Here is a 19,870-nt window from a genome sequence, read left to right as displayed (position 1 = left end):
CTCAGGTCCGCGCGGCGGCCGGCACGCGCAGCGCCGGCTGCGCGGCAGCGTCGCCCCGCATGCGCCAGGCGCTGAATACGGCGATCACGCCCAGAATGCTCAGATACCAGACCACGTACTTCGGATCGCCTCCGCCCTTGGCCAGCAGCCAGGTCGCCACGATGGGAGCCAGTCCGCCGCCGATGGCGCCGGACACCTGCACCGCCAGCGAAATGCCGGTGTAGCGCACGTGGGCCGGAAACTGGCTGGAGAAGAGCGTGCCCTCCGGCCCGTACAGGCAAGCGTAGACCAGCCCCACCGCCAGGCACACCGCCACGATGATCCAGGCCTTGTCCCCCGTGCCCAGCAGGTGGAAGAAGACGGGCGCGCACGCCAGAATGCCCACGGCGCCCGCCATGAACACCCACTTGTGGCCGATCCGGTCGCCCAGGATGCCGAACAGCGGCATGGTGAACAGCGCGATGGCGGCGCCCCAGATCGTGGCGTCCAGCATGACCGAGCGCGGGATGCCCAGGGTGCCCGTGGCGTACGCCAGCGAGAACGTCACCACCGTGTAGAACCAGGTCACCTCGGCCAGCCTTGCGCCCACCACCACCAGCAGGGCGCGGCGATGCTTCTTCAGCACTTCCGCCACGGGCACTTCGACCTTGGCGCCCTTCTTCTGCATCTGCTCGAAGTCCGGCGATTCGGCCACCTTGACCCGGATGAACCAGCCCACCAGCAGCAGCACCACGCTGGCCAGGAACGGCAGGCGCCAGCCCCAGGCCAGCATGTCCGCCTCGGGCAGGGCCGCCACCGCGCCCATCGCCAGGGACGACAGGATCAGTCCCGGCGCCACGCCGGCCTGCGGCAGGCTGCCAAAGAAGCCCTTCTTGCCCTCCGGCGCGTGCTCCACCGCCATCAGCACCGCCCCACCCCACTCGCCGCCCACCGCGATGCCTTGCAGGAAGCGCATCAGCACCAGCAGCACGGCCGCCCAGTAGCCGATCTGGTCATACGACGGGATCAGCCCGATGAGGATGGTGGGCACGCCCATCAGCAGCAAGGTGATCAGCAGCATGGACTTGCGGCCGATCTTGTCGCCGTAGTGGCCGAAGATCACGCCGCCCAGCGGCCGCGCGAAAAAGCCCACCGAGTACGTGGCGAATGCCGCCAGCGTCCCGGTCAGCGGGTCAAACGCGGGAAAGAAGATCTTGTTGAAAATCAGCGCGGCAGCCGTGCCGTACAGGAAAAAGTCGTACCACTCGATCGTGGTGCCCATCATGCTGGCCAGGCCGGCCGTCACATAGTCGCGGCGCGAACGCGCAGCCGCAGGTTTGGTCGTCATCATCGTGACTCCCCAAGGAAAGAGCTGAAAAGGAGGCGACGCGGAATCAGGCGGCGGGCAGCGGCAGCGGCGCGATGCCGTGCGTCTGGCGGGCCCAATAGTCGAAGGTCGCGCGGACGATGGAAGGCTTGAGCAGATAGTCGTGCGCCTCGCGCGCGAGCGCGTCGTCCACCGGCGTCAATGGCCCGAACGCCTGCGCGCGGATCTGCATGCGCGCCGCCCGTTCCAGGTAGACCGACAGGTAGGTCGCCTCTTCGCAGGAGCCGCCCGCCGTCAGGTAGCCGTGATGCGCCAGGATGATGGCGCGCTTGCGGCCCAGCGCCTCGGAAATGATCACGCCTTCCTGGTCCGCGATCGGCACGCCGGGCCATTCGCCCAGGAACGCGCAGTCGTCATGCAGCGGCGTCATGTCCATCTGCGAGATCACCAGCGGCTGGCGCGCCGCGGCCAGCGCCGACGCCCAGGGCGAGTGCGTGTGGATGATGGACTGCACGTCGGGCCGCGCCTCGTAGACCCACAGGTGAAAGCGCGTGGCCGGATTGGCCATGCCCTCGCCCGTCAGGGTGTGCAGGTCGCGGTCGACCTCGATGAAGTCCGCCGGGGTCGCCTCGTCAAAGCCCAGGCCGAAGCGCAAGGTCCAATAGGCGCCGGGCCGCTCCGAACGCACGCTGATCTGCCCCGCCAGTCCGGCCTCCTGTCCGGTCATGGCCAGGATGCGGCAGGCATAGGCCATGGTTTGCTGGATGCCGCGCGGCGCGGCGCGCAGATGGCGCGCCATCTCCTGCGTGGCGCGGGTGTCGAAATACGATTTCTCTCGAAGTGCGGTGCTCATGGTTTCCCCTTGTCTATTCCCCGTCAACGGATGCCGCGCGAGGTATCGACAGTATGGAAACGGCAGCGCGATCAAGCCATGCAGCCAGGCTCATAGCTGCTATTCGGCGCAGCCGGCGCGGGGTGGCGGCTACTGCGCGGCGATGCGGCGCGCGCAGGCCAGCAGTTCGCCCACCAGCGGCAGCGGCTGCCGGTGGGCCAGGGTGATGGCCACCACTCGCCGGCGCAGGATCGGGCTGCGGATGCGGATCTTGCGCAGCTCATAGTCCGTCAGCAGCTTGTCCGGGATGCGCGAGGGCAGGATACAGGCGCCCACGCCCGAGGACACCAGCTTGAGCATGGCGTCGATGGTCTCGGCCTCGGCCACGAACTCGGGCTCCAGGCCCGCGCTGTGGATCATCTTGCGCAACGCGTAGTGCGAAGGGAACCCCACCAGGCGCAGCGCCATGCCCGCCAGGTCCACGTTGTCCATCAGCGGCACGTCGCGCCGCACGATCAGGCACATCTCGTCGTCGAACAAGGTGGTGGACGCCAGGTTGTCCGAGGCCACCGCGGCGTCGTAGACAAAGCCCACGTCCGCCTTGCCGCCTTCCACCAGCGCCACCACCTCCGGGGAACTGCGGCCCATCACGGACAGGTTCACGTGCTCATGGCTGCTGACAAAGCTGGCCACCACCTCGGCCATGAAGTAGTAGCTGAGCGTATGCACGGTGGCCAGCCGCACGGTGCCCTGGGTCACGCCCTCGCGCTGGCGCACCGCTTCGAGCACACGGTCGATGCTCTGGTAGGCCGGCTGGATGCCGTCCAGCAGGCGCATGCCGGCCTCCGTCAGTTCCACGCCCCGCCCGGTGCGGATGAACAGCGGCTTGCCCACGTGCGCTTCCAGCGCGGCCAGTTGCCGGCTCAGGCCGGATTGCGTCTGGTCCAGGTCCTCGGCCGCGCGCGACAGCGATTTGAGTTCCGCGATCCGCACAAAATAGCGTAACTGCCGGTCCGGCGTGTCCATGCTGCAACCCCTTGTACTGGTCTGACGCGCTCGTCCCGGCGCGGCTGACAGTGTGCCCCAACGGCCGGGCGCGGCACTACGGGGATTTGCGCTAACCCGGGACAGGCGTACCCTTACCGGCTGCGTCCTTGCAGGAGACCCGAATGACCAGCCCCGCCCCGCAACGCCCCATCGCCGCCACCATCGCCGCCGTCATCCGCGACGGCCATGTGCTGCTGGTGCGCCGCGCCAACCCGCCGGACGAGAACTGCTGGGCCTTTCCCGGCGGCAAGATCGACGCCGGCGAATCTATCCTGGCCGCAACCGCGCGCGAGCTGCTGGAAGAAACCGCCGTCGTCGCCGAACCGCTGCGCGTGTTCGACGCGGTGGACGTGTTCGACCGCGACGACACGGGGGCGCTGCGCCGCCACTTCATCCTGATCGCGGTGCTGTGCCGCTGGCAGTCCGGCGAACCGGTGGCGGGCGACGATGCGCGTGATGCGCGATGGATTGCGCTGGAGGACCTGGAAGGCCACGCGCTGGCGATGAGCTTCGGCGTGGCGGAACTGGCGCGCAAGGCGGCGGCGCTGCTCGTTGCAGGCTAACAAATCCCCGGACGCTTTGGGGTGTGCCGGACTTGTCCAAGAGTGCGAAACCCGCGCCTCTTTTGAAGCCAGCGGACGTCCGAACACTCGGTCAAATGCCAATTCGGCTTGCGCGCGAATCAGCGCTGAACTCCGCGGCATCGTATGAACTATGGCGCGCCACTGATAGCGCTCGTATGGCGCTTCATTGATGTTTATCCCGTTCTTGTCATCCAGCCCGGACCGCGTCATTCCTCGGACGGCAGCGCGCGCGCCTTGATCCACAGGAACATCGGCATGCGCGACCACTGCCGCAGCTGCTCGGTGCTTGCCGCGTCCGGCTGCGGCTCGCGCAGCGACACGATCGCCAGGCCCGCCGCCTCCAGCGCCGCCATGTAGTCCTGCAAGGGCAGCGACCAGCCGGCGAAGTGCATGCTCAGGCCGTCGCGCGATTCCACGCCGTCGAAATGCTCCCGGCCGTAGTACGTGCCCTCGACGACAAAGGGCGCGTCGACGGACGGGCCCGCGAAGCGGCCGCGGTCGCGGAAGGGATGCACGATGGAAATGAAGAGCGTGCCGCCGGGCTTGAGCATGCGGCGCGCTTCCTTCACCGCGGCCGGCACGTCCTCCACGTCCATCAGCACGTTGTAGGCGATCACCAGGTCAAACCCGCCATCGCCGAACGGCAGGGCTTCGGAGGAGGCCACCGCATAGGCGTCGGCGGACTGCGCGGCCCTGGCCGCATCCACCATCGCGGCCACGGCGTCCGTGGCGGTGACGTGATAGCCCAGCGCCCGGGCTTCGCGGCTGATGCGGCCTTCTCCGCAACCGATTTCCAGCGCGCTGCCCCGGCCCGCGCCCAGGTAGCTCGCGAAGCCGTCGCGATAGGCCCAGAACGCATCGTGCCCCGGCGCGCCCGCCCAGGCGATCCACTGGTCCGCCACCGCCGTCCAATGCGCGTGGTCCGGTTTCTGCTTGTCCATGATTCCTCCTTTCCGCCGGCCAGGGCCGGCGCAGGCCCTACTATATACATCGCCCCGCAACCCGAATGCTCCGCGCCCCCTGCACATGTTCGACGCCTACCTCAACCGCTGGAACCTCGCGCCCGACGGCGCCCCCATCGTCACCCACGCGGCGCGGCTGCTGCCCGTGCTGCATGCAGGCGCGCCCGCCATGCTCAAGGTGTCGATCGAAGAAGACGAAAAGCAAGGCGGCGTGCTGATGAACTGGTGGGACGGCCACGGCGCCGCGCGCGTGCTGGCGCACGACGACGACGCCATCCTGCTGGAACGCGCCACCGGCGCGCGCTCGCTGTCCCACTATGCGCGCAACGGCCGCGACGACGAGGCCACCCTCATCCTGTGCGACGTGCTCAAGGAACTGCACGCGCCTCGCGGCAAGCCGCTGCCCGCCCTGCGTCCGCTGGAGGAATGGTTTGCCGAACTGTGGCCCATGGCGCGGGCCCACGGCGACATCCTGGCGCACAGCGCCCGCCACGCCCGCGCCTTGCTGGACGACCCGCGAGACATGACGGTGCTGCACGGCGATGTCCACCACGACAACGTCCTGGACTTCGGCGAGCGCGGCTGGCTGGTGATAGATCCCAAGCGCCTGCATGGCGAGCGCGCCTTCGACTACGCCAACATCTTCTGCAACCCCGACCTGGCGGACCCGACGCCTCCCGTGGCCATCGCGCCGGGGCGCTTCGAGCGACGGCTGGAACTCATCGTCGCCCGGTCCGGCCTGGACCGGCGCCGGCTGCTGCAATGGATCGTGGCCTGGTGCGGCTTGTCGGCCGCCTGGTTCATGGGCGACGGCGACGACGCCGCGATCGACCTGAACATCGCGCGCCAGGCGCAGGCGCTGCTCGACCGTTAACGCCCGCGCCCGCGCTACCTGGCCGGCATCGCCGGCTCGAAGGCCGCAGCGAAGACCCCGGCCAGCCACTGCGTGAATACGCGCACCCGCGCCGGCACCTGCCGGTTCTGCGGATACAGCACCGACACCGGCATGGGCGCGGGCGGGGCATGGGGCAGCACGATACGGAGATGGCCCGCCGCCAGTTCGCGCTCCACCCGGTAGCGCGGCACCTGCGCCAGCCCCAGGCCGGCCAGCGCCGCGCTGGTGTAGAGCTCGGCGCCCGTCACGCTGACGACGGAACGCGGGCGCACCAGCACGTTGCGCCCGTCCAATGTGAAATCCAGCGGAACGCCGCGCCCCGTGGCGCTGGACACGTAGTCCACGGCCCGATGATGCTCCAGCTCTTCCAGGCGCGCGGGCACGCCAAAGCGCGCCAGATACGCGGGGCTGGCCACCGTCACCTGCGGCATCAGGGCGATCTGCCGGCCCGCCAGCGTGGAATCCTGCAGGACGCCGGCGCGCAGCACGCAATCCACCCCTTCCCGGACCAGGTCCACCAGGCGGTCGTCCTCGCCCAGGTGCAGCACGATGTCGGGAAAGCGCTCCAGGAAGTCGGGCAGGCCCGGCATGACGAAGAACCTGGCCAGCGTGCCCTGCGCATTGATGCGCAAGAGCCCCTTGGGCGCCGTGTTCAGAAACGCTCCGTCGGCCTCCTCCAGATCCGCCAGCAGGCGCAGGCAGCGCCGGTAGTGCGCCTCGCCGTCCTGCGTGAGGCGCACCTGCCGCGTGGTGCGTTCGAGCAGGCGCGCGCCCAGCCGGGCTTCCATGCGCTTGATCAGGTTGGTGACCGTTGCTCGCGGAATCCGCAGGTCGTCCGAGGCCTTGGAAAAGCTGCCGCGCTCGGCGATGCGCACGAAAACCCGCATTTCCTCGAAACGATCCATGGCCGCGCCACCCGATTATTAAAGTAAATGAAATTATCTTAGCAAACCGAGGGTAATTATCTTTGAGCTGGAATAGTCGATGATGCGTCTGCCCCCTCGAACGGAGAATCACCATGAACGACCAAGCCCCCCAACGCATTGCCCTGGTCACCGGCGGATCCCGCGGCATCGGCGCCGCCATCGCGCGCCGCCTGGCCAGCGACGGTTTTGCAGTCGGCATCAACTACGCCGCAAGCGCGGCGCAGGCCGACGCCCTGGCCGACGAGATCCGGCAGGCCGGAGGACGCGCCATCGCGGTGCGCGCCGACGTGTCCAAGGCGGCGCAAGTGCGCGCCCTGTTCGACGCCGTGGAGGCCGGCCTGGGCCGGATCGACGTGCTGGTCAACAGCGCCGGCGTCCTGCAGGTGCAGCCGCTGGCCGAGACCAGCGACGAACTGTATGACCAGACGTTCGACATCAACACCCGCGGCACCTTCAACACGCTGCGCGAGGCCGCCGCCCGCCTGGCCGATGGCGGCAGCATCGTCAATGTGTCCAGCACCACCGTCGCGCTCAACCTGCCAGGCTATTCGGTCTACATCGCCAGCAAGGCCGCCGTCGAGAGCCTGACGCAGGTCTTTGCGAAGGAACTGCGCGGACGCCGCATCACGGTCAACGCGGTGGCGCCCGGCCCCGTCGCCACCGCGCTCTTCTTCAAGGGCAAGAGTCCCGAACTGATCGAGCACTACGCCAAGATGCCGCCGCTGGAACGCCTGGGCGAGCCCGAGGACATTGCCGGCATCGTCTCGTTCCTGGCGGGGCCGGACAGCGGCTGGGTGAATGGCCAGATATTGCGCGCCAACGGCGGCGTGGCCTGAACCGGCGCGGCTACTTCGGCATGGCGTAGCCGAGCCCGCGCAGGTATTCGGCCACCACGGGCTGCCACTTCTGCGGCGAACGGGGAAACAGCAGATGGCCGTTGTTGCCGTCAGGCCCCATCGGCACGAACGTGGCGCGGCCGCCCGCCGCGTTGTAGGCGTCCACCCAGCGCTTGGGCCAGTCAGGGCCCCAGAAGAGGTCGTTCTCGGCGTAGATCCAGAGGGTGGGCAGGCGCGACGTCTGTCCATAGGCCGCAAAGGTTTGCTGCAGCCGCTCCGGTCCGCAAGGCTGGCCGGGCGACTTGGCATCGCCGCCCGCGCCGCCCGCGAAGTTGATGGCGGTCTTGACGCCGGGCGGATTCTGCGCGGCCAGCGCGATGGCGCCGCCCCCGCCAAGCGATTGGCCCACCAGCACGACATTGGACGCGTCCACGTCCGGATGCTGCTGCAGCGCCTTCACCACCTGGCCGATCTGGCTGGCGACCCGATCGAACATGGGCGTGAACTGGCGGTCGCCGCAAGGCCCGCTGTCCTCCAGATCGGGGCCGCCCGTTTCTCCATACCCCAGCCGCAGCGGCATGGCAACCACAAAGCCGGCATCGGTGAAAAACTTGACCGCCTCCGGAAACTGCGTGCGGCTCATCTTGGCCCGATCCGCCGCGGTCGCCCCCCGGCCATGGTTGATGACCAGCAGGGGATGCTTGCCCGGGGCCGCGGGCGCATACACGGTCACAACCAGTTCCCCGGTGGCGGCAGCGCCACCTTCCATCTGCACTGACACAGGCACTTTCTGCACGCTTTCGTTGCCTGCCTGCCTGCTTGAAGACGCACAAGCCGAGAGAAGCCCGGCTGCGCAGACAATCGCGATTCGTTGAAGAACGTTCATGTTGTTCCGCCTTCTGGATGGGTGCACCGTTTAGGGTGCGCCCAACACTACGCCCACTCCTGGCGCCCGGCCAGTAGCGTGCGCAATGGTGCGCAAGTACGGCTTGCGGGCCCGAGCGGCACGCGCGCAGGACTTTCCCTTCATCCTTGCGCATGAGGGCGGGCCGCCGGCGCACGCGCGTCGCATCGCCAGGATCGCCACGGGCTTGCGGGTTGCCCTCATCCGTTCTACCCATGGCGGCATCGACTGATGGGGTGAGGCGTCAACGCCGTTTTTCAAATTTCCGCTTTGCGCGCTCGGGCCTTTGATTTACGTAAAAGTCTGGCCAGTTGGACGAGGTTTGCATGAGACGACATCCGGAAGGTCTGTATTAGGCTGACCCGGCAGTACTCCGACACACCTTGATCGATTGGACGAAAGCAAATGAATCAACTCATTCATCCGGACTGCCATCCCTTTACCGCAGCAGGCAATCTGAAGCAGATCTCCGCGTACTACGAGGAGGGACGCCGCGTCTTGTGGATGATGCTGCGCGCGCAACCGCGGCCCTGCTTCAACCTTGAGCTGATAGACGAAATCATGACCCTGGCGCGCGCCGCCAAGGATTCCGGCCTGCCCATCGATTTCTGGGTGACGGGCTCGCTGGTGCCGCAGATCTACAACGTCGGCGGCGACCTCAGCTTCTTCGCCGAATCCATCCGCACGGGCAAGCGCGAAGCGCTGCGGGCCTACGCCCGGGCTTGCGTCGATTGCGTGCATGCGGCCACGCGCGGCTTCGACACGGGCGCCATTTCGCTGGCCATGATCGAAGGCACGGCGCTCGGCGGCGGCTTCGAGGCCGCCCTGGCCCATCACTTCGTGCTGGCCCAGACCAATGCGCGCATGGGATTTCCCGAGATGGCGTTCAACCTGTTTCCCGGCATGGGCGGCTATTCGCTCGTCGCGCGCCGCTCCGGCATGAAGCTGGCGGAAGAGCTGATCGGCACCGGCGAATCGCATACCGCGGAATGGTTCCACACCAAGGGCCTGGTGGACGTGCTGTTCGAGCCGGGCGAGGCCTACAGGGCCACCCGCACCTTCATCGACGTGTTGCGGCCCAAGCTCAACGGCATGCGCGCCATGCTGCGCGCGCGCCAGCGCGTGCTGAGCCTGTCCCGCTCCGAGCTGATGGACATTACGGAGGACTGGGTCGAAGCGGCGTTCTCGATCGACCCGAAGGACCGCGCCTACATGGAGCGGCTGGTGATGGCGCAGAACCGCCGCAGCGCGGTCAGCACCGAAGCCTCCGAAGAGGCCACGATGCATTGATCCGCCGGCGCGCGGCCGGCTGCGTCACGCGATCAGATGCAGCCGGCGGCGCTGCGCCAGCCAGGCGGAGAGCTCCGCGGCGGGCATGGGCTTGGCGTACAGGTAGCCTTGCTTGGCGTCCACGCCCAGGGTGTCCAGGAACGCCGTCTCTTCCGGCGTCTCGACCCCTTCGGCGATCACCTTCAGTTCCAGCGTGCGCGCCACCGCGACGATGGCGCGCGCCAGCGCCTGGGACACCGGGTTTTCGTTCACGCCGCGCACGAAGCTGGCGTCCAGCTTGATCGCGTCCAGCGGAATGCGCGCAAGCTGCGACAGCGAGGAATAGCCGGTGCCGAAGTCGTCCAGATGGACGCGCGCGCCCAACTGGCGGAACTGCTTGATCAGTTCGATGGCGGCGTCTTCGTCGTCGATCAGGCAGCTTTCGGTGAGTTCGATGTCCAGCAGGCAGGGATCGAGGCTGGCGTCGTTGATGGCCCGCATGAACTCGCTGACCACGCCCTTGTCGTCGAGCTGGCGGGCCGACATGTTGATCGCGATGCGGATGTTCAGGCCGTCGCGCTTCCAGGCCGCCGCCTGCCTTGCGGCTTCGCGCATCACCCATACGCCCAGCGGCGAGATCAGGCCCGATTCCTCGGCGTAGGGAATGAAGACGTTGGGGCCGACCATGCCGCGTTCCGGAGAACGCCAGCGCACCAGCGCTTCCACCCCGTCGACCTCGCCGGTGCGGCCGGCAAGCTTGGGCTGGTAGTACAGCATCAGGTGGTTTTCGGCCAGGGCCTTGCGCAGGTTGGTGTCCAGCCAGACGTAGTCCGCATTGCGGCGGTCCATCTCGTGCTGGAACACGCGGTAGGTGTGGCGCCCCGCTTCCTTGGCCACGTACATGGCGATGTCGGCGCTGCGCACCACGCTGTCCAGGTCGGCGCCGTGGTCGGGATACATCGCGATGCCGATGGAGCAGCTTGTGTAGACCTCGATCAGTCCCTGGCGGAACGGCTCGCGCAGGCGTTCGATGATGCGTTCGGCGGTGGCTTCCAGCTGCCAGGCCTGCGCCTCTTCCTGCAGGACGATGAATTCGTCGCCGCCCAGCCGGGCCAGCGTCTGGCCCTCGGACAGGCAAGTGGAAATGGCCACCGACACCGCCTTGAGCAGGCGGTCGCCGAAGCCGTGGCCGTAGTGGTCGTTGATGCGCTTGAAGTTGTCCAGGTCCAGGAACAGCACGCCGCCCCGCCCTTCCCGCTCCGCCGCCAGCGCGCTCTTTAGCCGCGCGGTGATCGCGTGGCGGTTGGGCAGGTTGGTCAGCATGTCGGTGTTCGCCAGCACGCGCAGGCGTTCCTGCGCCTGGCGTTCTTCGGTGATGTCCGTGCCGGAGCAGATCAGGTAGACGCGCTTTTCGCCGCTGCCGCTGGTGACGAATTTGTTGCGGAACAGGAACAGCCGGGGCCCCTTGACCGTATTGATCGTGCGCTCGACTTCATAGGATTGCCCGCGCTTGTAGAACTCGGCGATGTTGCGGCGCGAGGCGATGGCCTCTTCGCGCGTCATGAACATCTCGAAGACGCTGCGGCCCACGATGTCCTGTTCGCGCTTGCCGGTGTATTCCTCGCTGAGCTTGTTAAAGCGCTGCACGCGGCCGTTCTGGTCGACGATGACAATCACCGAGTTCGCTTCCGACACCACGGTTTCGGCGAACGACAGGCCTTCGACCAGGTCCTTGGCGACGGATTCGGTATCGGTATGGGCGGACGCGGTGCCGGCCCATTCGTTCGGATTGATCTTGCGGCCCACCAGATGCAGGCGGAGCAAGTCGCCGTACAGCGAAATATCGATGCGCACGCTTGACGTGATGCCCGTCAGCCCGCGCACGGCATCCGCCTGGTCCGGCCGCAGCGCCATCGCGATATTCGTGGCCCCCTTGACCGCGGCCAGCTCAATCGCATCGCTATCGGCGGACAACCGCCAATATGGACTATGCGTACCGAAATGCGTGTGCAGGATCGTTTTTTCGTCCTGGTTCTCAGTCATTGGTATCCCCCCCGCCGCCCTAAGATGGCCCGCAAAGCACATTACGGGCTAGTCAATTCGGGGTCAACCACATTGTTGAGCGCCTAAAACCGTGTATTGCAGATTATTGCAAAGGCGCACATATTTGTATTTTCCGCCTGGGAGATCCTGCACGATTTGATGCGAAAACCCCGGAGCCACGAATTTTTCATTTCGTGCTTTGAAAAATTCCGCACAAACAAAAACGCCGGAAATTCTGCATGAATTTCCGGCGTGTGGCGTAAATGGCGCAGACCGCGCCCGGGCAAGGCGGATCAGTCCCCCTTCACCCCGGCGTCGTCGATCACCTTGGTCCAGCGGGCCACCTCGGCCGACACGCGGGCGCTGGCGTCGGCCGGCGTGGTCCAGGTGGCGATCGCGCCCTGGTTCAGCAGCGAAGCCTTCACTTCCGGCTTGGCCAGGATCTTCTTGAGTTCGCCGTTCAGGCGCTCGATCACCGGGGCCGGCGTATTGGCGGGCGCCACGATGCCGAACATCGAACTGACATCGAACCCGGTCAGGCCGGCTTCGGCCGCGGTGGGCACGTCCGGCAGCGCATCGACGCGCTGAGGCGAAGTCACCGCCAGCGCGCGCAGCTTGCCCGCCTTGATGTTGCCCTGCGACGCGGGCACGGTCTCGATCATGCTGAGCACCTGGCCGCCCATCAGGTCGGTCATGGCGGGGCCGCTGCCCTTGTAGGGCACGTGCAGGACATCGACGCCCGCCGTGCGCTTGAACATCTCGCCGGCCAGATGCTGGGGCGAGCCGTTGCCGGCCGAGGCCATCGTCATGTAGCCGGGCTTGGATTTGGCCAGCGCGATGAACTCGGACAGCGTCTTTGCCTGTACCGACGGGTTCACGACGAACACCAGCGGCACCGTGCCCACGATGGACACCGGCGCAAAGCTCTTTTCCACGTCATAGGTGACGCGGCCCCGGTACAGCGCGGCATTGATCGAATGGCTGGTCAGCGCGCCCATCAGCAAGGTGTAGCCGTCGGGCTGCGCCTTGGCGACCTGGTCGGCGCCGATGTTGCCTGCCGCGCCCGCGCGGTTCTCGACGACCACCGTCTGGCCCAGGGCGCCCGTCAGCTCCTGCGCCAGCACGCGGCCGATCACGTCGGTCGCGCCTCCGGGCGGATACGGCACGATCAGGCGGATGGGCTTGTCGGGATAGGCGTCGGCGGAGAACGCCGGGGCGGAAACGCCGGCGCACAGCGCCAGCAGGGATAACAGGACGGCACGGCGCGGCCGCAGACGCAGGTCTGACATGTGGGTCTCTCCAGCCGGGATGAGTATAGGAATGGATGGACGCCCGGATCGTCAACGGCGCCAGTGTAGGAGGCCGAACTTGATTGAAGAATCAAAATTTTTCTATCGACTGATCTTTAAATCAGATCAATAGAAGAACCATCACAAAGCGCTTGCGGCGGTTTTCAAAGGCTGGATATGATGTCGACCCAGGATTATCAATAATATTATCGGGACTGAAAATGACGGACGAAACGAAGGGCGGCAAGGCCCCGATGGGCCCTTTCGACAGCGACGGCGCCACCGCGCAGGGCGTGGCCCGCGGGCTGACGAACTACGGCGACAAGGGTTTCTCGCTGTTCCTGCGCAAGGCCTTCATCAAGGGCGCCGGCCTCTCGGACGACGCGCTGGCCCGTCCCATCATCGGCATCGTCAACACCGGCAGCAGCTATAACCCCTGCCACGGCAACGCGCCCCAGCTGATCGAAGCGGTCAAGCGCGGCGTCATGCTGGCGGGCGGCCTGCCGATGGACTTCCCCACGATCTCGGTGCACGAGAGCTTCTCGCAGCCCACCAGCATGTACCTGCGCAACCTCATGTCCATGGACACCGAGGAAATGATCCGCGCCCAGCCCATGGACGCCGTCGTGCTGATCGGCGGCTGCGACAAGACCGTGCCTGCCCAGCTGATGGGCGCGGCCTCGGCCGGCGTGCCCGCCATCCAGCTCGTCACCGGTTCGATGCTGACCGGCTCGCACCGCGGCGAACGCGTGGGCGCCTGCACCGACTGCCGCCGCTACTGGGGCCGCTACCGCGCCGACGAGATCGACGCGCCCGAAATCGCCGACGTGAACAACCAGCTGGTCGCCAGCGTGGGCACCTGTTCCGTCATGGGCACCGCCAGCACCATGGCCTGCATCACCGAAGCCCTGGGCATGATGGTGGCCGGCGGCGCGTCCGCCCCCGCCGTCACCGCGGACCGGGTGCGCGTGGCCGAACGCACCGGCGCCACCGCCGTCGCCATGGCTGCGTCGCGCCTGACGCCCGATCTCATCCTGACCGGCAAGTCCATCGAGAACGCCTTGCGCGTACTGCTGGCCATCGGCGGATCGACCAACGGCATCGTGCACCTGACCGCCATCGCCGGCCGCCTGGGCATCGACATCGACCTGGCCGGCCTGGACCGCATCAGCCGCGAAACCCCGGTGCTGGTGGACCTGAAGCCGTCGGGCCAGCACTACATGGAAGACTTCCACGACGCGGGCGGCATGCCCGCGCTGCTGCGCGAGCTGCGTCCCTTCCTGCACCTGGACGCGCTGACCGTGTCGGGCCGCACGCTGGGCGAAGAACTGGACGCCGCGCCCGCGCCGTTCAAGCAGGACGTGATCCGCACGGCCGCCTCGCCCATCTACCCGGTGGGCGGCCTGGCCGTGCTGCGCGGCAACCTGGCGCCCGGCGGCGCCATCATCAAGCAGTCCGCGGCCAACCCCAAGCTGATGGAGCACGAAGGCCGCGCCGTGGTGTTCGAAGACGCCGAGGACATGGCGCTGCGCATCGACGACGACGCGCTGGACGTGACCGCCGACGACATCCTGGTGCTCAAGCGCATCGGCCCCACCGGCGCGCCGGGCATGCCCGAAGCCGGCTACATGCCCATCCCCAAGAAGCTGGCGCGCGCCGGCGTCAAGGACATGGTCCGGATCTCGGACGGCCGCATGAGCGGCACCGCCGCCGGCACCATCGTGCTGCACGTGACACCCGAGGCCGCTATCGGCGGACCGCTGGCCTACGTGCAGAATGGCGACCGCATCCGCCTGTCGGTGGCGCAGCGCGAGATCGCGCTGCTGGTGGACGACGCCGAGCTGGCGCGCCGCGCCGCGGCCCAGCCCGTCGCCCGTCCCACCGCCGACCGCGGCTACCGCAAGCTGTTCCTGCAAACCGTGACGCAGGCCGACCAGGGCGTGGACTTCGACTTCCTGCGCGCCGGCGTCACGCACGACACCGTGCCCAAGAAGTAAGCCGCCGCTTTTCGCCATGAACGCCATCACGCCCGACGCCCTAGAAGAGCAGGCCCCCGACGCCACGCAGACCGCGGTGGCCATCCTGGAAGAAGACATCGTCTTCGGCCGGCTGCACCCGCGCGAACGCCTGACCGAGGACGATCTGATGGCGCGCTTTGCCATGAAGCGCCACGCCGTGCGGCAGGTGCTGGCCGAGCTTGAACTGCTGGGCGTGGTGGAAAAAAAGCGCAACGTCGGCGCCGTGGTGCGCGCCTTTTCGGTGCGTGAAGTGATGGAGCTGTACGCCTTGCGCGAGGTGCTGGAGGTGCATGCCGCCCGCCAGATGCCGCTGCCCGTGCCCGAGGCGCGGCTGGCGGCGCTGGTGGCGGTGCAGCGCGAGCACGACGCGGCGGTGGCCGATGGCGACGCGCGCCGCGTGTTCCGCAGCAACCAGCGCTTTCACCGCGAGTTCTTCGGCCTGCTGGACAACGCCGTGCTGGGCCAGGCCATCGAGGAATACGCGCGCCGCACCCATCCGATCCGATTCGGCTCGCTCGTGGCCGCCGGCCACCGCGAACGCGCCCGCCAGGAGCACTGGACGATGATCCAGGCGCTGCGCGACGGCGACCGCGATGCACTGATGACCGTCTGCCGCGAGCACCTGCTGCCGTCGCGGGACGCGTACCTGGCCTCGCAGCAGGCGTTCAGCCAGCCGGCGACAAGTTGACAAGCCCCACCCGAATTCGGTAATAATAACAATTATTATTACCAATCATTTCTGGGTAGTTGTCCTGCGTCAGCCTGTCGGGCGCCGGCGGCTTGATCAAAAGGCTCGATCTTGAGTACGCCGGGATGCCTCTTCCCCACGTCCATCGAAACGCTCTATAGCGACCACCACTCCTGGCTCAGGGGCTGGCTGCGCCGACGCCTGGGCAACGCCGATCAAGCCGAGGACCTGGCCCACGACACCTTCATCCGCCTGCTCAGCAGCGACCGCGTTCCGCCGTCGCTGTCCGAACCGCGCGCCTTCCTCACCACGGTGGCCCAGCACCTCGTCTCCAACCACTGGCGGCGCGAGAAGCTGGAGCGCGCCTATCTCGACGCCCTGGCCCAGGCGCCGCAGCCGGTCAGCTGGTCGCCGGAGGACCGGGCCATCGTGCTGGAAACGCTGGTGGAACTGGACCGCCTGCTCGACGGCCTGCCGGCTGTCGTGCGGCGGGCCTTCCTGATGTCGCAACTGGAGGGCCGCACGCACGGCCAGGTGGCCCAGGCGCTGGGCATCTCCATTCCCACCGTCAAGCGCTACATCGTCCGCGCCCTGCAGCGCTGCTGCTTTGCCGACCTCTCTTCCATCGGATGACCCGCCCCTTGTCCGCCTCTCCCTGGTACGCAAGCACCCGCGACGCCGCCGCCCTTTCGCCGGCCGTCGCGCAGCGCGCCCTGGAGTGGCTGGTGGAATTGCAGGGCGATGCCGTGCCCCCCGAGACCGTGCGGGAATGGGCCTGCTGGCGCGCAGCGCATCCCGACCACGAACGCGCCTGGCTGCGCATCGAATCGGTCAGGGGCTCCCTGCAGCCGCTCTCTTCCCCGGTCAGCGCGGCCATCGCGCAGGCGGCGCTTGCGCCGCCCGCCTCCCCGCACCGGCGTCGAGCCCTCAAGGCGCTGGGCGTCCTGGCGTTCACCGGCGGCGCAACCTGGAGCGTGGGCGAATACGCGCCATGGCGCGAATGGACATCCGACTATCGGACCGGCGTCGGCGAACGCCGCGATCTCGTCCTGCCGGACGGCACGCGGCTGGCGCTGAACACCGGCAGCGCGCTCGACATCCGGTTCAGCGAAACGGAGCGGCGCGTGGCGCTCATCTCGGGCGAAATCCTGATCGCCACCGCGCACGAGGCCGGGCCGCCGATGCGCCCGTTCCTGGTCGAGACCGCCCACGGCACGGCGCGCGCGCTGGGCACTGAATACACCGTGCGCGTGCTGGGCGACAGCACGGAGGTCAGCGTGTACCAGGGCGCCGTGCAGATCCAGCCGCGTCAGGAGGCGGGACACCCGCTGACCCTGCAGGCGGGCCGGCGCGCCAGCTACTGGGCGCATGGCGTCGCCGAGCCCGGCCCGGCCGAGGAAAGCCGCGTGGCCTGGAAAGACGGCTTCATCGTGGCGCGCGGCATGCGGCTGGACGATTTCATCGCCGAGCTTGGCCGCTACTCCCGCGACACGCTGTCCTGCGACCCCGCCGTCGCCGGCCTGCGGCTGTCGGGCTCGTTCCCCGTCGATGACATCGACAGGGTGCTGGCGGCGCTGCGCGCGACGCTGGACATCCGGGTGGACATCCAGTCCCGGCTCTGGCGGGGCAGGCACGTGCGCCTGATTCCGGCCGCGGACAGCGCCTGACGCGCCTGTTACAAAAAACCGGCCCGGGAACTGATCCGTTTTGCTTTCCGGCGGGTCAAGGCAGGTGAGAACACAGAATGCTCATCTACCCATCGAAAGGCCAGTACATGAATCACGTCCGGGCGCCCAGGCGCCAGTCCCCTCCTTTCCTGCGGCGCGCGGCAACGGCGCGCCTGGCGGGCCGCATCGCCGTCGGCGCCCTGCTCGCGGCGCCCGCCATGACGCTGCCGACCGCGGCCTACGCGCAGGCCGCGCAAGCGCGCGCCTACGACATACCGGCGGGAACGCTTGAGGACGTGCTGGGCCGGTACGGACGCGAGGCCGGAATCATCCTGTCCTTCAAGCCCGAAGTGACCGCCGGGCTGCAAAGCAACGGCCTGCGGGGCAGCCACAGCGTGCGCGGCGGGCTTGACACGCTGCTGGCCGGCACCGGCATCCAGGTCCTGCCGCAATCGAACGGCAGCTACGTGCTGGACCGCCCGGCGGCCGCCGGCATCGGCGCGACGCAACTGCCGGCCGTGACGGTGACCGCCTCGGCCCCCGACTCCGGCCTGCCCGCGCCCTTTGCCGGCGGCCAGGTCGCGCGCGGCGGCGGCCTGGGCGTGCTGGGCACGGCGGACGTGATGGATGTGCCGTTCAGCACCACCAACTACACCGCGGAAATGCTGGAAAACCAGCAGGCGCGCACGCTGGCCGACGTCGTGATCAACGAATCCTCGGTAAGAACGCTGACCTCCAGCGGCGGCTTCGCCGACGAGTTCCAGATCCGCGGCTTCACGGTCCCCAGCGGCGACGTCGGGTTGAATGGCCTGTATGGCCTGGCCTCGGCCAGCCGGATGCCCGCGGCCATCATGGAACGCGTGGAAGTCCTGAAGGGGCCGGGCACGCTGATGAACGGCATCGGCCCCAGCGGCAGCATCGGCGGCGGCATCAACGTCGTCACCAAGCGCGCGGGCGACGACCCCTTGACCCGCCTGACCACCACGTACCAGAGCAAATCGCAGCTGGGCGGCCAGCTCGACATGGGCCGCCGCTTTGGCGAGAACAACGAATGGGGCATCCGAGTCAACGGCGTCTACCGCAACGGCGACACCGCCATCGACGACGGCAGGCAGGAGCAAGGCGTGGGCGCGCTGGCGCTGGATTATCGCGGCCAGAAGCTGCGCTGGTCGCTGGATGCCTACACCCAGCACGAAGACATCGACAACTTCCGGCCGCAGATCGGCTTCCAGCCGTCGGTGACTTCGCTGCCGTCGCCGCCGTCCGGCCACCGGAATTTCTTCCCGGGCACCAAGCTCAAGCTGGACGACTCGACCGTCGCCACCCGGCTCGAGTACGACATCAACGACCACCTCATGGTCTACGGCGCCACCGGCTACCGCTACGGCACCGCCGAGCAGACCTTCCCGTCGGGCGCGGCCGACGCGCTGGGCAACTTCACGGCCTCCAACGCCTACTACGACTCGTACTCGCGCACCTGGACGGGCGACGTCGGCCTGCGCGCGCGCTTTGACACCTGGGGCGTCAAGCACATCCTGACGCTGTCCGCCACGCGCCTGGACCAGGAGGCCGGCAACGCCTACGTCACGGCCAGCACCACGGTCCCCTCCAACATCTACCGCCCGGCGCCGCTGCCCGAGGTCACCGCCTATCGCGGCGCGCCGCAGAAGGCGTCGAAAACGGAATTGACCAGCTATACGCTCACGGACACGCTGTCGTTTGCCGACGACCGCCTGATGATCACCGGCGGCCTGCGCAACCAGCGGGTGGCGCTGGACAATTACTCCACCACCACCGGCGCGCGCACCACCTCCTACGACGAAAGCGCCATCTCGCCCGTGGCGGGCATCGTGTTCAAGCCCGTGTCCAACGTGTCCCTGTACGGCAACTTCACGTCGGGCCTGACCCGGGGCGGAATCGCCCCCGCCACCACCGTCAACGCCGGGCAGGTGTTCGCGCCCTACAAGTCCAAGCAGTACGAGGCGGGCGTCAAGGTGGATTGGGGCCAGGTGATCACGAGCGCCTCGGTCTTCCAGATCACGCGCCCCAACTCCATGACGGACCCGGTCACCAACATCTACAGCTTTGACGGCGAACAGCGCAACCGCGGGCTGGAACTGTCGGCCTACGGCGAAGCGATGCGCGGCCTGCGCCTGATGGCCAGCGCCACGTTCTACGACGCCACGCTGACCCGCAGCACGGGCGGCGTAAACGACGGCAACGACGCCAACGGCGTGCCCAAGAACACCTTCAACCTGGGTGTCGACTGGGACACGCCGTGGGTGCGGGGCCTGAGCCTGAACGCCCGCGTGATCCACACCTCGTCGGCCTACTTCAACGCCGCCAACACCGTGACCCTGCCCTCGTGGACGCGCTACGACATCGGCGCCCGCTACAACACCGAGATCCTGGGCAAGTCCGTGGTGTTCCGCGCCAACATCGAGAACCTGTTCAACAAGGACTACTGGCTGGCCAGCGGCACCTACGCCACCGTCGCCGCGCCGCGCACGGTGCTGCTGTCGGCGCAGATCGACTTCTGAGCCCGCGGCGCCCCCGCGCCTGAACGCGGCCGCCCGGCATCCGGGCGGCCGCGCCGCTTGCGCC

At 67.9% G+C, this 19,870-nt stretch carries 18 protein-coding genes; 10 read left to right on the top strand and 8 right to left on the bottom strand.

Features of this window, described 5'->3' with window-relative positions:
* Position 1 precedes the first annotated feature (1 nt).
* The 3 genes from ACFWP0_RS15520 to ACFWP0_RS15510 form a co-directional block, all read right to left on the bottom strand.
* Positions 2 to 1,330: an MFS transporter gene (locus ACFWP0_RS15520; RefSeq protein WP_377843477.1), complete on the bottom strand. Its 1,329-nt coding sequence runs from the start codon at positions 1,328 to 1,330 to the stop codon at positions 2 to 4.
* A 43-nt stretch (positions 1,331 to 1,373) separates the two neighbouring features.
* The gene (locus ACFWP0_RS15515; RefSeq protein WP_377843476.1) at positions 1,374 to 2,159 is read right to left on the bottom strand and encodes an aldolase; all 786 of its coding nucleotides are present in this window, start codon (positions 2,157 to 2,159) and stop codon (positions 1,374 to 1,376) included.
* A 129-nt stretch (positions 2,160 to 2,288) separates the two neighbouring features.
* Complete coding sequence (locus tag ACFWP0_RS15510; RefSeq protein ID WP_377843474.1) at positions 2,289 to 3,164, bottom strand: LysR family transcriptional regulator; 876 nt, start codon at positions 3,162 to 3,164, stop codon at positions 2,289 to 2,291.
* A 143-nt stretch (positions 3,165 to 3,307) separates the two neighbouring features.
* On the opposite strand from ACFWP0_RS15510, the gene ACFWP0_RS15505 reads away from it, so the two are divergent.
* Complete coding sequence (locus tag ACFWP0_RS15505; RefSeq protein WP_377843473.1) at positions 3,308 to 3,748, top strand: NUDIX hydrolase; 441 nt, start codon at positions 3,308 to 3,310, stop codon at positions 3,746 to 3,748.
* 227 nt (positions 3,749 to 3,975) lie between these two features.
* Here ACFWP0_RS15505 and ACFWP0_RS15500 read toward each other — a convergent pair whose 3' ends face one another.
* A complete protein-coding gene (locus tag ACFWP0_RS15500; protein ID WP_377843471.1) occupies positions 3,976 to 4,710 on the bottom strand; it encodes a class I SAM-dependent methyltransferase in 735 nt (244 codons plus the stop codon).
* Between the two features lie 85 nt (positions 4,711 to 4,795).
* On the opposite strand from ACFWP0_RS15500, the gene ACFWP0_RS15495 reads away from it, so the two are divergent.
* Positions 4,796 to 5,605, top strand: coding sequence for an aminoglycoside phosphotransferase family protein (locus tag ACFWP0_RS15495; RefSeq protein WP_377843470.1), 810 nt, complete (start codon positions 4,796 to 4,798; stop codon positions 5,603 to 5,605).
* A 14-nt stretch (positions 5,606 to 5,619) separates the two neighbouring features.
* Here the strand turns inward: ACFWP0_RS15495 and ACFWP0_RS15490 are convergent, their stop codons facing one another.
* Positions 5,620 to 6,531 carry a LysR family transcriptional regulator gene (locus tag ACFWP0_RS15490; RefSeq protein ID WP_377843468.1) on the bottom strand — a complete coding sequence of 304 codons (912 nt, stop codon included), beginning with the start codon at positions 6,529 to 6,531 and terminating at the stop codon, positions 5,620 to 5,622.
* 113 nt (positions 6,532 to 6,644) lie between these two features.
* On the opposite strand from ACFWP0_RS15490, the gene ACFWP0_RS15485 reads away from it, so the two are divergent.
* Positions 6,645 to 7,388, top strand: a complete 744-nt coding sequence (locus ACFWP0_RS15485) for an SDR family oxidoreductase (protein WP_377843467.1) — start codon at positions 6,645 to 6,647, stop codon at positions 7,386 to 7,388.
* A gap of 10 nt (positions 7,389 to 7,398) precedes the next feature.
* Here ACFWP0_RS15485 and ACFWP0_RS15480 read toward each other — a convergent pair whose 3' ends face one another.
* Positions 7,399 to 8,184, bottom strand: a complete 786-nt coding sequence (locus tag ACFWP0_RS15480; protein ID WP_377843466.1) for a dienelactone hydrolase family protein — start codon at positions 8,182 to 8,184, stop codon at positions 7,399 to 7,401.
* Positions 8,185 to 8,359: 175 nt separating this feature from the next.
* On the opposite strand from ACFWP0_RS15480, the gene ACFWP0_RS15475 reads away from it, so the two are divergent.
* Together ACFWP0_RS15475 and ACFWP0_RS15470 are read left to right on the top strand one after the other, a co-directional pair.
* Complete coding sequence (locus ACFWP0_RS15475; protein ID WP_377843464.1) at positions 8,360 to 8,524, top strand: hypothetical protein; 165 nt, start codon at positions 8,360 to 8,362, stop codon at positions 8,522 to 8,524.
* A 173-nt stretch (positions 8,525 to 8,697) separates the two neighbouring features.
* The gene (locus ACFWP0_RS15470) at positions 8,698 to 9,582 is read left to right on the top strand and encodes a crotonase/enoyl-CoA hydratase family protein (protein ID WP_377843463.1); all 885 of its coding nucleotides are present in this window, start codon (positions 8,698 to 8,700) and stop codon (positions 9,580 to 9,582) included.
* Positions 9,583 to 9,606: 24 nt separating this feature from the next.
* Here ACFWP0_RS15470 and pdeR read toward each other — a convergent pair whose 3' ends face one another.
* Positions 9,607 to 11,604: a cyclic di-GMP phosphodiesterase gene (gene pdeR, locus ACFWP0_RS15465; protein WP_377843461.1), complete on the bottom strand. Its 1,998-nt coding sequence runs from the start codon at positions 11,602 to 11,604 to the stop codon at positions 9,607 to 9,609.
* 293 nt (positions 11,605 to 11,897) lie between these two features.
* Entirely contained in the window at positions 11,898 to 12,893 is a 996-nt protein-coding gene (locus tag ACFWP0_RS15460; protein WP_377843460.1) for a Bug family tripartite tricarboxylate transporter substrate binding protein, read from the bottom strand.
* 221 nt (positions 12,894 to 13,114) lie between these two features.
* Between ACFWP0_RS15460 and ACFWP0_RS15455 the strand changes: the two genes are divergently transcribed.
* From ACFWP0_RS15455 to ACFWP0_RS15435, 5 genes are all read left to right on the top strand, one after another.
* The gene (locus ACFWP0_RS15455) at positions 13,115 to 14,890 is read left to right on the top strand and encodes an IlvD/Edd family dehydratase (RefSeq protein ID WP_377843458.1); all 1,776 of its coding nucleotides are present in this window, start codon (positions 13,115 to 13,117) and stop codon (positions 14,888 to 14,890) included.
* 16 nt (positions 14,891 to 14,906) lie between these two features.
* Complete coding sequence (locus ACFWP0_RS15450) at positions 14,907 to 15,599, top strand: GntR family transcriptional regulator (protein ID WP_377843457.1); 693 nt, start codon at positions 14,907 to 14,909, stop codon at positions 15,597 to 15,599.
* A 111-nt stretch (positions 15,600 to 15,710) separates the two neighbouring features.
* Complete coding sequence (locus ACFWP0_RS15445; RefSeq protein WP_377843455.1) at positions 15,711 to 16,232, top strand: sigma-70 family RNA polymerase sigma factor; 522 nt, start codon at positions 15,711 to 15,713, stop codon at positions 16,230 to 16,232.
* Between the two features lie 8 nt (positions 16,233 to 16,240).
* Complete coding sequence (locus tag ACFWP0_RS15440; RefSeq protein WP_377843453.1) at positions 16,241 to 17,266, top strand: FecR family protein; 1,026 nt, start codon at positions 16,241 to 16,243, stop codon at positions 17,264 to 17,266.
* Positions 17,267 to 17,373: 107 nt separating this feature from the next.
* Positions 17,374 to 19,806 (top strand): TonB-dependent siderophore receptor, encoded by a 2,433-nt coding sequence (locus ACFWP0_RS15435; protein ID WP_377843452.1) that lies wholly within the window; start codon positions 17,374 to 17,376, stop codon positions 19,804 to 19,806.
* Positions 19,807 to 19,870: the final 64 nt, after the last annotated feature.

Origin of the sequence: Achromobacter sp. NPDC058515 (assembly GCF_042721735.1) — a bacterium.
In the GTDB taxonomy this organism is placed as follows: domain Bacteria; phylum Pseudomonadota; class Gammaproteobacteria; order Burkholderiales; family Burkholderiaceae_B; genus Achromobacter.
This window is presented reverse-complemented; position numbering and strand designations above follow the sequence as displayed.